The organism is Streptomyces sp. NPDC020780, from assembly GCF_044334475.1.
Lineage (GTDB): Bacteria > Actinomycetota > Actinomycetes > Streptomycetales > Streptomycetaceae > Streptomyces.
In genome coordinates this window covers 533419-547031 of record NZ_JBIRTB010000001.1, presented here as the reverse complement: position 1 = coordinate 547031, position 13613 = coordinate 533419, and the positions used below count along the sequence as shown (strand labels likewise).

Sequence of the window (13613 nt, the reverse complement as noted above, 5' to 3'; positions counted from 1 at the left end):
CGCGCCGGGCCACCGGCCGCCCCGTCAGGGCCGAACGGGCCCGGGAGAGGCAAGCCCCTCCCGGGCCCGTTCCGCATGGGGGTGAGTCCGGCGGCAGCGTTCAGGACGGGATGTTCTGCTCGGCCCACACGACCTTGCCGCCCGCCGTACGGCACGAACCCCACCTGCGGCACAGCATGTTGATGAGCTGCAGCCCCCGGCCGCCCTCGTCGCTGACCCCGGCGTGCTGGATCTGGGGCAGATCGGGCCCGGTGTCCGCGAGCTCGACCGCGATCCGCTCGTCACGCAGCAGCCGGAGGCGGCCGGGACCGCCGCCGTACCGCATGGCGTTGCCGACCAGTTCACTGACGACCAGTTCGGTGACATCGGTGAAATCGGCCAGCCCCCACAAGGTGAGCTGCTCCGTTACCAACTTGCGTGCGGTGGAAGCCGGATTGCCCTCCGTAGGCAGGTCCCACACCCGCAGACCGGCCTCCGGGGGCAGCTCGCAGCCCCGGGCGACCAGCAGCACCGCCTCGTCGAAGCGGCCCTCGACCTGCCCCAGCAGAAGGTGCAGGCCGCCGTCGTCCAGGTCCTGCGGCGCCATCGCGCCCACGGCCGCGCGCAGCCGCTCCAGCTGGACGTCCACGTCGTCGGTGCGGGTCTTGACCAGGCCGTCGGTGTAGAGGACGAGCCGGCTGCCCGGCGGGGCGTGCGTCCGCAGCGGGTCGTACGGGATGACTCCGGTACCGAGCGGCGCCCCGACCGGCACGTCGAGGAACCGGTTGCCGCCCTCGCCGTCCACCAGCAGCGGCGGCGGATGGCCCGCGCTGGCGATGGTGTAGCTGGCGTCCGCCGGGTCGTAGACCGCGCACAGGCAGGTGGCGACCTGGTCGTCCTCCAGGTCGCGGGTGGCCAGGTCCAGCCGGGCGAGTACCCGGTCGGGTGCGATGTCCAGCGTCATGAGCGTGCGGGCCACGGTCCGCAGCCGGCCCATCGTGGCGGCGGCCGCCACTCCGTGCCCGGTGACGTCGCCGACGACCAGCGCCGTACGCCCGCCGGGCAGCGCCACCACGTCGTACCAGTCGCCGCCCACGCCGTGCGCGTCGGCGGCGGGCGCGTAGTGCGCGCGCACCCGCAGACCGGGGGTGTGCGGGGTGGCGCGCGGGAGCAGGCTGCGCTGGAGGGAGAGGACGTGCTGGCGCTCGCGCCCGTAGAGGCGGGCGTTGTCCATGAACACGGCCGCCATGGCGGCGAGCTGGCCGGCCAGTTCAGCGTCGGCCCGGTTGAAGGGAGGGCTGTCGCCCGCCCGTACGAAGTCGGCCGAGCCCAGCAGGACACCGCGCGCGATCAGCGGCACGGCCAGGTAGCTGTGGACGCCCTGGCGCCGCATGGCCGCCGCGGCGCTGTCGGTCGGGGCGACGCGCTCGAAGTCCTCCTCGGTCATCCGGCTGACCAGCACGGACTCGCCGTTGCGCAGGCAGTGGGTGGTCAGCAGGGTCTCGCGGCGCTCCCGGCGGTCGACGACCTCGCCGACCGGGGAGGGTTCCAGCTCGGACAGCGCCTCGACGGCGTGCACGGCCATGGCCCGGGTGACGGGGACGGCGCTCCCGGTGACGCGCTCGCCCTCCTCACCGTGCAGCACGGATTCCAGCAGGTCGACGGCGGCGCCGTCCGCGAGCCGGGGCACGCTGTAGACGGCCAGTTCCTGGGCCGTCCGCTCCAGGTCGAGCGTGGTACCGATCCGCGTGCTCGCCCGGTGGAGCCAGCGCATCCGCGCGGCCGTGGTGAAGCGGTCGGCCCGCGCGGCGCCGACGGTCTCGGGGTGGCGGACGCGCAACGGCCGGGCGGAACCCCCCTGCGCGGCCAGCCGACGGGTCAGGCGTCTCGCTCGGCCTCCGCCGCCGTTCACCGTGCTGACCTCCACTCGCGCCCGGGGACGCATCGCTGTCGCCTCGGTGGCTCGTGAGCCTCTGAGGCACCGGCAGTCATGTTAGCGAGATCACGGTGAAACCACCCCGGCCGGTTCCGCCGGATACGGGCGAAAAGGAGGACCGGACACCGGTGGGCCCGCCACCCCGGCGGGTGACGGGCCCCGTACGGGTGTCAGCGCAGCAGCACTCCACCGTTCACGACCGCCGAGGCGGCCGGAACCGCGACCAGTCCGAGTTCGGCGCCGGAGGCCAGCAGCGGATGCGAGGGCAGGACCCGGACCGTGTAGCCGTAGGGCCCCGTGCGGTCGAGGGCGAGCGGACCCTCGTACAGCCAGCGGTCCTCCAGGTCGTGACCGCCGGCGGGCTTCAGCGGGAAGGTCTGGGCTTCGGCGATCGCATCACCGGAGTCGACCCGTCCGGCCACCACCTGCACCTCCACGTCGTCCGGGTCCAGGCCGCCCAGCGCGATCCGCACCCGGAGCGCGAGGGTGGAGCCCAGCTCGGCGGAGGCGCCCACCACGGTGTCGGCCGAGGCCTCCACATGATCCACGGCCACCTGGGGCCAGGCCGCGCGGACCTTGGCCTTCCAGGCGGCGAGCTCCTGGGCGGCGGCCGGCCGCAGTGCCCGGCGGGCCAGCGCGGCGGGGGCGTAGAGCCGCTCGACGTACTCGCGCACCATGCGGCCCGCGAGGACCTTGGGCCCCAGAGTCACCAGGGTGCGCCGGACCATCTCGATCCACCGCTCCGGGAGGTCCTCGGCGTTGCGGTCGTAGAAGCGCGGGGCGACCCGCTCCTCGATCAGCGAGTAGAGGGCGCCCGCCTCCAGCTCGTCGCGCCGCTCCTCGTCGGTGGCGGAGCCGTCGGCGGTGGGGATCGCCCAGCCGAAGTCCGGCTCGAACCACTCGTCCCACCAGCCGTCGCGCACCGAGAGGTTGAGGCAGCCGTTCAGCGCGGCCTTCATCCCGCTCGTCCCGCAGGCCTCCAGAGGGCGCAGCGGGTTGTTGAGCCAGACGTCGCAGCCCGGGTAGAGCTTCTGCGCCATCCCCATGCCGTAGTCGGGCAGGAAGACGATGCGGTGACGCACCCTCGGGTCGTCCGCGAACCGGACCAGCTCCTGGACGAGCCGCTTCCCTCCGTCGTCGGCGGGGTGGGCCTTGCCGGCGACGACGATCTGGATGGGGTGCGTCGGGTGGAGCAGGAGGGCCCGCAGCCGGTCGCGGTCGTGCAGCATGAGTGTCAGGCGCTTGTACGAGGGGACACGGCGGGCGAAGCCGATGGTCAGGACGTCCGGATCGAGTACGTCGTCGACCCACCCGAGCTCCGCGGTGCCGGCGCCGCGCCTGCGCCAGGAGGCGTACAGCCGCCTGCGGACCTCGGTGACGAGCTGCTCGCGCAGCCCCCGGCGCAGTTCCCAGATCTCCCGGTCGGGGACGGCGCTGACGGCGTCCCAGCGCCGGGGGGTGCCGGCCCGTCCGTCCCCGGCGCCGTCCCCCGGGCCGGCCCCGGCGCCCGCGAGCGCGTTCTCCGCCCGTTCGGTGCCGAACTTCCTGGCGCCGAGGCGCAGGACCTCGGGGGCGACCCAGGTCGGTGCGTGCACCCCGTTGGTCACGGAGGTGATCGGCACCTCCGCGGGGTCGAATCCCGGCCACAGGCCGGAGAACATCTCCCGGCTGACGGCTCCGTGGAGTGTGGAGACGCCGTTGGCGCGCTGCGCGAGCCGCAGGCCCATCACCGCCATGTTGAAGAGGTCCGGCTCGCCTCCGGGGTAGGTCTCCATGCCGAGGCGCAGGATCCGGTCCACGCCGACGCCCGGCAGCTCGCCGTCGTCACCGAAGTGGCGGGCGACGAGCTGGCGCTCGAACCGGTCTATGCCGGCGGGCACCGGGGTGTGGGTGGTGAACACCGCCCCGGCCCGCACCACTTCCAGGGCCGCGTCGAAGTCCATGCCGGTGTCGGAGAGTTCCCGGATGCGTTCCAGGCCGAGGAATCCGGCGTGTCCCTCGTTGGTGTGGAACACCTCGGGAGCGGGGTGCCCGGTCAGCCGGCAGTACGTCCGCACGGCGCGGACCCCGCCGATGCCGAGCAGCATCTCCTGGAGCAGCCGGTGGTCGCTGCCGCCGCCGTAGAGACGGTCGGTGACGTCACGTTCGCCCGGCGCGTTCTCCTCGACGTCGGAGTCGAGCAGCAGCAGCGGGACCCGGCCGACGTGGGCCTGCCAGATCGACGCGTACAGCGAACGCCCGCCGGGCAGGGCGAGCACGACCCGGCTGGGGGTGCCGTCCGCTTCCCGCAGGAGGGTGAGCGGCAGCTCGTTGGGGTCGAGCACCGGGTAGTGCTCCTGCTGCCAGCCGTCACGGGACAGGCTCTGCCGGAAGTAGCCGTGACGGTAGAGCAGACCGACCCCGATGAGCGGGACGCCCAAGTCGCTGGCGGCCTTGAGGTGGTCCCCGGCCAGGATGCCGAGTCCGCCGGAGTACTGGGGCAGCGCGGCGGTGACCCCGAACTCGGGGGAGAAGTAGGCGATGGCGGCGGGGAGCTCCGCCCCCTGGCCGAGCTGGTCCTGATACCACCTCGGGCCGTCGAGGTACTCCCGGAGGTTCTCGGACACCTCCGTGAGGCGGCGCAGGAAGTGCTGGTCCCCGGCCAGCTCGGTGAGACGCGCGGCGGAGACCGCGCCGAGCAGGCGCACAGGGTCGGCGTCCGCGGGCCGCCAGCCCTCCGGGTCGGCCGCCTGGAAGAGCTGTTGGGTCTCGGTGTGCCAGGACCAGCGCAGGTTGTGGGCGAGGTCGCTGAGCGGTCGCAGGGGTTCGGGGAGGACGGGACGCACGGTGAATCGACGAATGGCCTTCACGTATCCCACCTTTACAGGGGACGTACGGATCCGAGGGGACGCACCACGGTGTGCGTCCTCTCCGTCACCCTCGACGGTAGCGGCGTGCCGCCGTACGCGGCGACGGCGCGCGACCGGCTCAGTGGGGCCGGTGCCGCGCGGGCCGCCCGCCCCGGGCCCGGCCCTCGCGCCGCGCGCGCCCTCCCACGCCCCCCTCGGTCCGCTTCGGTCCCGGCATTCCCGTGCCCCCCGTCGGGCCCGAGCGGCCCAGGGGCCCGACGCGCGCTCACCCGTCTCGGGCGATATGGCCGGTTTCCCCTCACGCGGCCTTGTGGCGCTTCGCACCACACGAAAGGCTGCGTAGGTGCGTGACGCGTCGGCCGGGGGAACGGCACGCCGCGTGCACAGCGCGTACGCGGCGTGCACCCCGGAGTTGATACGCCGTCGGGTTGGCAGCCCGTAAGCGGGGGGAAGGCTTCCTCTACACCCACCCGCGCAGCGCAGCCCAGGTGCCCCGATTCCGAGCACGAGATCCTCGCGCACCTGCCATTCGAGTGCCATTCGAGTGAACGCGGACAGGAGCGGCCATGCCCACAGCCCGCCAGCAGACGACTGAGCAGCTACAAAGGACGCAACCCCACCATCGCGGCGCGCGCGGTCAGCCCCTCGCACCCACTCCGCGTTCCGTGCATGCCGAGATCCAGCCCCCAGGTGATTCCATGATCGGTCGCATTCCCGTCCTGGACGTCCGTCCGCTCGTCGACTGCGGCAGACGGCCGGCCAAAGCCGTCGCAGGCGAGACCTTCCAGGTCAGCGCCACCGTCTTCCGCGAAGGCCACGACGCGGTGGCCGCGGACGTGGTGCTGTGCGACCCGAGCGGACGGCCCGGCCCGTGGACGCCGATGCGCGAACTCGCCCCGGGGACGGACCGGTGGGGCTGTGACGTCACCCCGACGGCGGAGGGGCACTGGACCTACACGGTCGAGGCGTGGAGCGATCCGGTCACGACCTGGCGCAACCACGCGCGGATCAAGGTGCCGGCGGGTATCGACGTCGCCCTGGTCTTCGCGGAGGGCGCGGAGCTGTACGAGCGGGCCGCCGCGGGCGTGCCGAAGCAGGAGGGGCGCGAGGCGGTGCTGGCCGCCGTGGACGCGCTGCGTGACGCGAGCCGCCCTGAGGCCGCCCGGCTGGCCGCCGCGCTCACTCCCGAGGTGGACGAGGCGCTCGGCCGGTACCCCCTGCGCGAGCTGGTAACCGCCTCCCGGCCCATGCCCCTGCTCGTCGAACGCCGGCGTGCCCTGTACGGGTCCTGGTACGAGCTGTTCCCGCGCTCCGAAGGGGCACATCCGGAACCGGCCGCGCCCGCGAGGCCCGCCCGCACCGCGCGCTCGGCCAAGGCGACGAAGGCGGCCAAGGCGGCGGGCGCGGGGACCGGCCCCGGTGCCGAAGCGGTTCTCCCGGCCCCGAGGATGGTCAGCGGCACCTTCCGCACGGCCGCCGAACGGCTTCCGGCCGTCGCCGCGATGGGGTTCGACGTGGTCTACCTGCCACCCATCCATCCCATCGGCACCACCCACCGCAAGGGCCCCAACAACAGCCTCTCCCCCGCCGCCGGCGACCCGGGGGTGCCCTGGGCGATCGGTTCGGCCGAGGGCGGTCACGACGCCGTCCACCCCGAACTCGGCACGCTCGAGGACTTCGACCACTTCGTGGGGACGGCCCGCACCCTGCGGATGGAGGTCGCGCTGGACTTCGCGCTCCAGTGCTCGCCGGACCACCCCTGGGTGACCGAGCATCCCGAGTGGTTCCACCACCGCCCCGACGGTTCCATCGCCTACGCCGAGAACCCGCCGAAGAAGTACCAGGACATCTATCCGATCGCGTTCGACAAGGATCTGGCCGGCATCGTCGCGGAGAGCGTCCGCATCCTGCGGTTCTGGATGGACCACGGCGTACGCATCTTCCGTGTCGACAATCCGCACACCAAGCCGGTCGTCTTCTGGGAGAAGGCGATCGCCGACATCAACCGCACCGACCCGGACGTGATCTTCCTGGCCGAGGCGTTCACCCGTCCCGCCATGATGCGCACGCTGGCCGCGGTCGGCTTCCAGCAGTCCTACACGTACTTCACCTGGCGCAACACGAAGCAGGAACTCACCGAGTACGCCCTGGAGCTCGCGGGCGACTGTGCCGCGTACATGAGGCCGAACTTCTTCGTGAACACGCCCGACATCCTTCCCGGTTACCTCCAGGACGGCGGCCGACCGGCCTTCGAGGCGCGGGCCGTGCTCGCCGCCACGCTGTCCCCCTCCTGGGGTGTGTACGCGGGCTTCGAGCTGTGCGAGAACACCCCGGTGCATCCCGGGAGCGAGGAGTACCAGGACTCGGAGAAGTACCAACTCAGGCCCAGGGACTGGGATGCGGCGGAGCGTGAGGGCCACTCACTGGCACCCCTGATCACCTCGCTCAACCGCATCCGGCGTCGCCACCCCGCGCTCCAGCAACTGCGCGACGTCCACTTCCACCACGTCGACAACGGGGCACTGATCGCCTACAGCAAGCGGTCCGGTCCGGACGTCGTCCTGGTGGTCGTCAACCTCGACCCCCACCACACCCAGGAGGCCACGGTCTCGTTGGACATGCCGCGCCTCGGCCTCGACCGGCACGAGAGCGTGCCGGTGCGCGACGAGCTCACCGGCGCCACCTATCACTGGGGCAGGACCTTCTATGTGCGTCTGGAGCCGGGTGTGACACCCGCGCACGTCGCCGTCCTGCGACCGTCCCCGCCGACCGGAGGGTCACCCACACCATGATCGTCAATGAGCCCGTCCACGACCTGTTCGAGGACACTCCCGCCAAGGACCGCGATCCCGACTGGTTCAAGCGCGCCGTCTTCTACGAGGTACTCGTCCGGTCCTTCCAGGACTCCAACGGCGACGGCGTCGGCGACCTCAAGGGCCTGACCGCCAAGCTCGACTACCTCCAGTGGCTCGGTGTCGACTGCCTCTGGCTGCCGCCCTTCTTCAAGTCGCCGCTGCGCGACGGTGGTTACGACGTCTCCGACTACACCGCCGTGCTGCCCGAGTTCGGCGACCTCGCCGACTTCGTGGAGTTCGTCGACGCCGCCCACCAGCGCGGCATGCGCGTGATCATCGACTTCGTCATGAATCACACGAGCGACCAGCACGACTGGTTCCAGCAGTCCCGCACCGACCCCGACGGGCCGTACGGCGACTACTACGTCTGGGCCGACGACGACAAGCAGTTCCCGGACGCGCGGATCATCTTCGTCGACACCGAGACGTCCAACTGGACGTTCGACCCGGTGCGCAAGCAGTACTACTGGCACCGGTTCTTCTCACACCAGCCCGATCTCAACTACGAGAACCCGGCCGTGCAGGAGGAGATCATCTCCGCCCTGCGCTTCTGGCTGGACCTCGGCATCGACGGCTTCCGGGTGGACGCCGTCCCCTACCTCTACCAGCGCGAGGGCACCAACTGCGAGAACCTCCCCGAGACCCACGACTTCCTCAAGCGGGTCCGCAAGGAGATCGACGCCAACTACCCGGACACCGTGCTGCTCGCCGAAGCCAACCAGTGGCCGGAGGACGTCGTCGACTACTTCGGCGACTTCCCGGCCGGCGGCGACGAGTGCCACATGGCGTTCCACTTCCCGGTGATGCCGCGGATCTTCATGGCCGTCCGGCGCGAGAGCCGCTACCCGGTCTCGGAAATCCTGGCGAAGACCCCGGAGATCCCCTCCGGCTGCCAGTGGGGCATCTTCCTGCGCAACCACGACGAGCTCACGCTCGAGATGGTCACGGACGAAGAGCGCGACTACATGTACGCGGAGTACGCCAAGGATCCGCGCATGCGGGCCAACATCGGCATCCGCCGCCGCCTCGCCCCCCTCCTGGACAACGACCGCAACCAGATCGAGCTGTTCACCGCTCTGCTGCTGTCCCTGCCCGGCTCGCCGATCCTCTACTACGGGGACGAGATCGGGATGGGCGACAACATCTGGCTCGGCGACCGCGACGCCGTACGCACCCCGATGCAGTGGACCCCGGACCGCAACGCCGGCTTCTCCTCCAGCGATCCGGGGCGGCTCTACCTCCCCACGATCATGGATCCGGTCTACGGCTACCAGGTCACCAACGTCGAGGCGTCCATGGCCTCGCCGTCCTCGCTGCTGCACTGGACGCGGCGGATGATCGAGATCCGCAAGCAGAACCCGGCCTTCGGCCTCGGCTCGTACAGCGAACTGCCGTCGTCGAACCCGGCGGTGATCGCCTTCACCCGTGAGTACAAGGACGACCTCGTGCTGTGCGTCCACAACTTCTCACGGTTCGCGCAGCCGACGGAGCTCGATCTGCGCGCCTTCGACGGGCGTCATCCGGTGGAGCTGATCGGCGGGGTCCGCTTCCCCGCCGTCGGGCAGTGGCCCTACCTGCTGACCCTCGCCGGGCACGGCTTCTACTGGTTCCGGCTGCGGAAGGACGCTCCTGTCAGCTGACCGATCCAGTCGGCCGGCCGGCGGCGCCCCACCATCCGGCGCCGCCCCCCGGGGCGGTTTCCGCCGCCCCGCACGGGGCACTCTCCCCCATATCGAGCTCTTCCGGGCTCCTTCCGGACCCTTCGGGCCCATTGATCGAGTCCGTACGGACCATCCTCTCCCGACACGTCCCGCACAGCCGGACAGCCATTGCCGCAATCCGGGACACTCTTCGCATCCTGTGGTGTGCCCGGGGAAAGGACGCGATGCCATGTCGGAGGCTGCATCCACTCGAGTCGCCCTGGCGAAGAGCACAGCAACGACACAGTCGACAAGACGAGGTCCCACAAGCACCACGGCCACGACGGCGCTACTGCCGTCACTCGTCCCACTGCTCCACGAATGGCTGCCGCGGCAGCGCTGGTTCGCGGGCAAGGGCCAGCCGGTCACCGGCTTCTCCCTCGTCGCGGCCACCGAGATACTGCCGCTGGACGCCTCCGCCGCGGGCCCCGGTCTGCTGCATCTGCTCGTCCGCGCCCACCAGCCGAGCCGCACCCCGCAGTCCCACGAGGACTGCTACCAGCTCCTGCTGGGGGTACGCACCACACTGCCGCCACGGCTGGCGGGTGCCCTCATCGGCCAGGTCGCGGAGGGCCCGCTGGCCGGCCGCACCCTGTACGAGGGTCTGCACGACCCGCGCGTCGCCGACCTGTTGCTGGAACGATTCCGTAACCCGGGATCGCTCGGCCACCTCACCTTCGAACAGGCCGTGCCGATCCCCGCGGGACTCCCCCCGCGCGTCCTGGACACCGAGCAGTCCAACTCCTCGCTCGTCTACGGCGACGCCTACATCCTGAAGATCTTCCGGCGGGTCTTCCCCGGCAGCAACCCCGATCTGGAATTGCCGCTCGCGCTCGGCCGCGAGGGGTGCCGCCGGGTGCCCGCCCCGGTCGCCTGGTTCGAGGCGGAGACTCCGGAGCCGCTCACCCTCGGCGTGTTGCAGCCGTTCCTGCACGGAGCCGAGGACGGCTGGCAGCTCGCGCTGGCCTCGCTCGCGGCGGGACGCGACTTCCTCCCCGAGGCGCACGCGCTGGGCGTGGCCACGGCCGAGGTCCACACGGCCCTCGCGGCGGCCCTGCCGACCCCCGCGCTCGCCCAGGAGCGGACCGGCCATCTGGTGGCCGGGATGATCGAGCGGCTGGAGTGCGCCGCGCAGGCGGTTCCGGCCCTCGTCCCGTACGTACCGGGGCTGCGCACCGCCTTCGACGCCGTCGCCGCGCTGGGCCGTACGGGAAAGGGGTGGGCCGCGCAGCGGATCCACGGCGACCTGCACCTGGGGCAGACCCTGCGCGGGCCGGACGGTTTCTGGTCGCTCATCGACTTCGAGGGCGAACCGGCGCGGCCCCTGCACGAGCGCCGCAGCCCGCAGCCGCCGGTGCGCGACGTCGCGGGGATGCTCAGGTCCTTCGACTACGCGGCCCGCTCGCACCGGCCATGGAACCCCGAGTGGGCGGCCCGCTGCCGTGCCGCGTACTGCGAGGGCTACGCCCGGGCGTCGGGCACCGACCCGCGCGGCGAACCGGAGCTGCTGCGTGCCCACGAGACCGACAAGGCGGTGTACGAGGTCCTGTACGAGGCCCGGCACCGCCCCGACTGGCTGCCCGTCCCCATGGCCGCGATCCACCGCCTGGCCGGCACGCCCGTGTGACCCTCCCTCCCCTCCCTCCCCTCCGTCCCCCACCCCCCGAGGAGGCACTCCCTGTGACCGCCCGCAAGCCGTCCCGCACGTCCCCCGAGTCAGCTCCCGAGCCCGTCGAGGTCCCGCCCGCCGCGCAGCCCGTGACCACCGAGGTCGGCGCGCCGGCCTCCGACACGCCACCGCCCGCCAAGCGCAGGGCGAAGCGCACCGCCGCCGCCAAGACCACCACGGCCGGCAAGGCCACCACCGCCAAGACCCGCGCGGCTACCAAGACCCCCGCGGGTACCGGCACCGCCGCCGCCAAGGCCCCCGGCACCACGTCACCGGGTGCCGGGGCCGCGGCCGCGAAGGCCCCGGCCTCCGAGCGCCTCCCCGCCGACGGCCCCGTCCCCGGCGGCGCGCCCGCCGCCGACGCCCCGGCCACCCCGGCACCGGAGCCCTCCGGAGCCTCCGGCACGCCGCCCCGCCCCCGGCGCGGCGGCGGGAGCAAGGACGCCCTTCCGGCCACGGCTCTGGCCGACGCCGACCGGGCCCGGCTGCTCGCCGGTGAGCACCACGCTCCGCACGACGTCCTGGGCGCGCATCCGGCCCGGGGCGGTGTCGTCGTCCGGGTCCTGCGCCCCTTCGCCCGCTCGGTGACCGTGCTGGCGCGGGACGTGCGGGCCGAGCTGCAGAACGACGGCGACGGCTTCTTCTCCGCCGTCCTGCCGATGCCGTCCGTGCCCGAGTACCGCCTGCTCATCGCCTACGACGACAACGAGATCGAGGTGGAGGACCCTTACCGCTTCCTGCCCGCGCTCGGTGAGCTCGATCTGCACCTGATCGGTGAGGGCCGGCACGAGGAGCTGTGGCGGGCTCTCGGCGCGCAGCCGATGGAGCACCAGGGCGTGCCGGGCACCCGCTTCACCGTCTGGGCTCCGAACGCGCGCGGGGTCCGTGTCACGGGCGACTTCACCTACTGGGACGGCACGGCCTTCCCGATGCGCTCGCTGGGCTCCACCGGAGTGTGGGAGCTGTTCCTCCCCGGTGTCGGCGAGGGGGCCGTCTACAAGTACGACATCTGCCGGCCCGACGGTTCGCACACCCTGCGCGCCGACCCGATGGCACGCCACACGGAGGTGCCTCCCGCGACCGCCTCGGTGGTGACGGCCTCGCACCACGTGTGGCAGGACGCGGACTGGATGGCGCACCGGGGCGACCGGCCGGTGCACGAGTCCCCCTTCTCCGTCTACGAGGTGCACCTCCCCTCCTGGCGGCCGGGCCTGGGCTACCGCGAGCTCGCGGCCCAACTCCCGGCTTATGTAAGGGAGCTCGGCTTCACGCACGTCGAGCTGATGCCGGTCTCGGAGCACCCCTTCGGCGGCTCCTGGGGTTACCAGGTCACGGGTTTCTACGCGCCGACGTCCCGGATGGGGACCCCGGACGACTTCCGGTTCCTGGTCGACGCCCTGCACGCGGCGGGCATCGGCGTCCTCATGGACTGGGTGCCCGCGCACTTCCCGCGCGACGACTGGGCCCTCGCCGAGTTCGACGGCCGCCCGCTGTACGAGCACTCCGACCCGAAGCGGGCGGCGCACCCCGACTGGGGCACCCTGGAGTTCGACTACGGCCGCACGGAGGTCCGCAACTTCCTCGTCGCCAACGCCACGTACTGGTGCGAGGAGTTCCACATCGACGGCCTGCGGGTCGACGCCGTGGCCTCGATGCTCTACCTCGACTACTCGCGCGAGGACGGCCAGTGGTCGCCCAACGAGTACGGCGGCCGGGAGAACCTGGACGCGGTGGCCTTCCTCCAGGAGATGAACGCGACCGTCTACCGGCGCAACCCGGGCGTGGTCACGATCGCGGAGGAGTCAACCGCCTGGAGCGGCGTCACCCGCGCCACGGACCACGGGGGGCTGGGCTTCGGCCTGAAGTGGAACATGGGCTGGATGCACGACTCCCTCGTCTACATGTCCAAGGAGCCGATCCACCGCAAGTACCACCACGACGAGATGACGTTCTCGATGGTGTACGCGTACAGCGAGAACTACGTGCTGCCCATCTCGCACGACGAGGTGGTGCACGGCAAGCAGGCCCTGGTCACCAAGATGCCCGGCGACTGGTGGCAGCGGCGCGCCAACCACCGCGCCTACCTCGGCTTCATGTGGGCCCACCCCGGTAAGCAACTCCTTTTCATGGGACAGGAGTTCGCCCAGGGAGCCGAGTGGTCCGAGGGCCACGGCCCCGACTGGTGGCTGCTGGACGAGACGTACGAGGCCTCCGCCGACCACCGGGGCGTCCGCACGCTGGTCACCGACCTGAACGCGGTGTACGGGGCGCTGCCCGCGCTCTGGCAGCGCGACACGGCCCCGGAGGGCTTCTCCTGGATCGACGGCGGCGCGGCGGAGGACAACGCGCTCTCCTTCGTCCGCTACGACGCGGACGGCTCACCGCTGATCGCGGTCTGCCACTTCTCGCCGGTGGTGCGGCAGGACTACCGCATCGGCGTACCGGACGGCCCCGAGGCATGGGTCGAGATCATCAACACGGACGCGGCACGGTACGGCGGCGGCGACGTGCGCAACGAGGGCCCGCTGAAGCCGGAGGCGGTCCCGTCCCACGGCAGGGACACCAGCCTCACGCTGACGCTGCCTCCGCTGGCGACGGTGTGGCTGCGGCCGGCCTGACGGACGG

At 72.1% G+C, this 13613-nt stretch carries 6 protein-coding genes; 4 read left to right on the top strand and 2 right to left on the bottom strand.

The window, feature by feature from the left end; all coding sequences use genetic code 11:
• Positions 1-100: 100 nt before the first annotated feature.
• On the bottom strand, positions 101-1924 hold the full coding sequence (locus ACH4VO_RS02465) for a SpoIIE family protein phosphatase (RefSeq protein ID WP_360984054.1): 1824 nt from the start codon (positions 1922-1924) through the stop codon (positions 101-103).
• Between the two features lie 161 nt (positions 1925-2085).
• The gene (gene glgP, locus ACH4VO_RS02460; protein ID WP_360984051.1) at positions 2086-4764 is read right to left on the bottom strand and encodes an alpha-glucan family phosphorylase; all 2679 of its coding nucleotides are present in this window, start codon (positions 4762-4764) and stop codon (positions 2086-2088) included.
• A 698-nt stretch (positions 4765-5462) separates the two neighbouring features.
• Between glgP and ACH4VO_RS02455 the strand changes: the two genes are divergently transcribed.
• The 4 genes from ACH4VO_RS02455 to glgB all read left to right on the top strand — a co-directional run bounded on the left by ACH4VO_RS02455 (position 5463) and on the right by glgB (position 13606).
• Positions 5463-7556 (top strand): alpha-1,4-glucan--maltose-1-phosphate maltosyltransferase, encoded by a 2094-nt coding sequence (locus ACH4VO_RS02455; RefSeq protein WP_360984048.1) that lies wholly within the window; start codon positions 5463-5465, stop codon positions 7554-7556.
• Positions 7553-9259: a maltose alpha-D-glucosyltransferase gene (gene treS, locus ACH4VO_RS02450; RefSeq protein WP_360984045.1), complete on the top strand. Its 1707-nt coding sequence runs from the start codon at positions 7553-7555 to the stop codon at positions 9257-9259. The genes ACH4VO_RS02455 and treS overlap by 4 nt, the downstream gene beginning before the upstream one ends.
• A 250-nt stretch (positions 9260-9509) precedes the next feature.
• Positions 9510-10946 (top strand): maltokinase, encoded by a 1437-nt coding sequence (locus ACH4VO_RS02445; RefSeq protein ID WP_360984042.1) that lies wholly within the window; start codon positions 9510-9512, stop codon positions 10944-10946.
• 53 nt (positions 10947-10999) lie between these two features.
• Positions 11000-13606: a 1,4-alpha-glucan branching enzyme gene (gene glgB / locus ACH4VO_RS02440; RefSeq protein ID WP_360984039.1), complete on the top strand. Its 2607-nt coding sequence runs from the start codon at positions 11000-11002 to the stop codon at positions 13604-13606.
• Positions 13607-13613 lie beyond the last annotated feature (7 nt).

What these genes read in the sequence shown, in the direction of transcription:
- ACH4VO_RS02465 (WP_360984054.1), bottom strand. Translation starts at nt 1,924, where the DNA reads ATGCGTCCCCGGGCGCGAGTGGAGGTCAGCACGGTGAACGGCGGCGGA.
- ACH4VO_RS02455 (WP_360984048.1), top strand. Translation starts at nt 5,463, where the DNA reads ATGATCGGTCGCATTCCCGTCCTGGACGTCCGTCCGCTCGTCGACTGC.
- treS (WP_360984045.1), top strand. Translation starts at nt 7,553, where the DNA reads ATGATCGTCAATGAGCCCGTCCACGACCTGTTCGAGGACACTCCCGCC.
- ACH4VO_RS02445 (WP_360984042.1), top strand. Translation starts at nt 9,510, where the DNA reads ATGTCGGAGGCTGCATCCACTCGAGTCGCCCTGGCGAAGAGCACAGCA.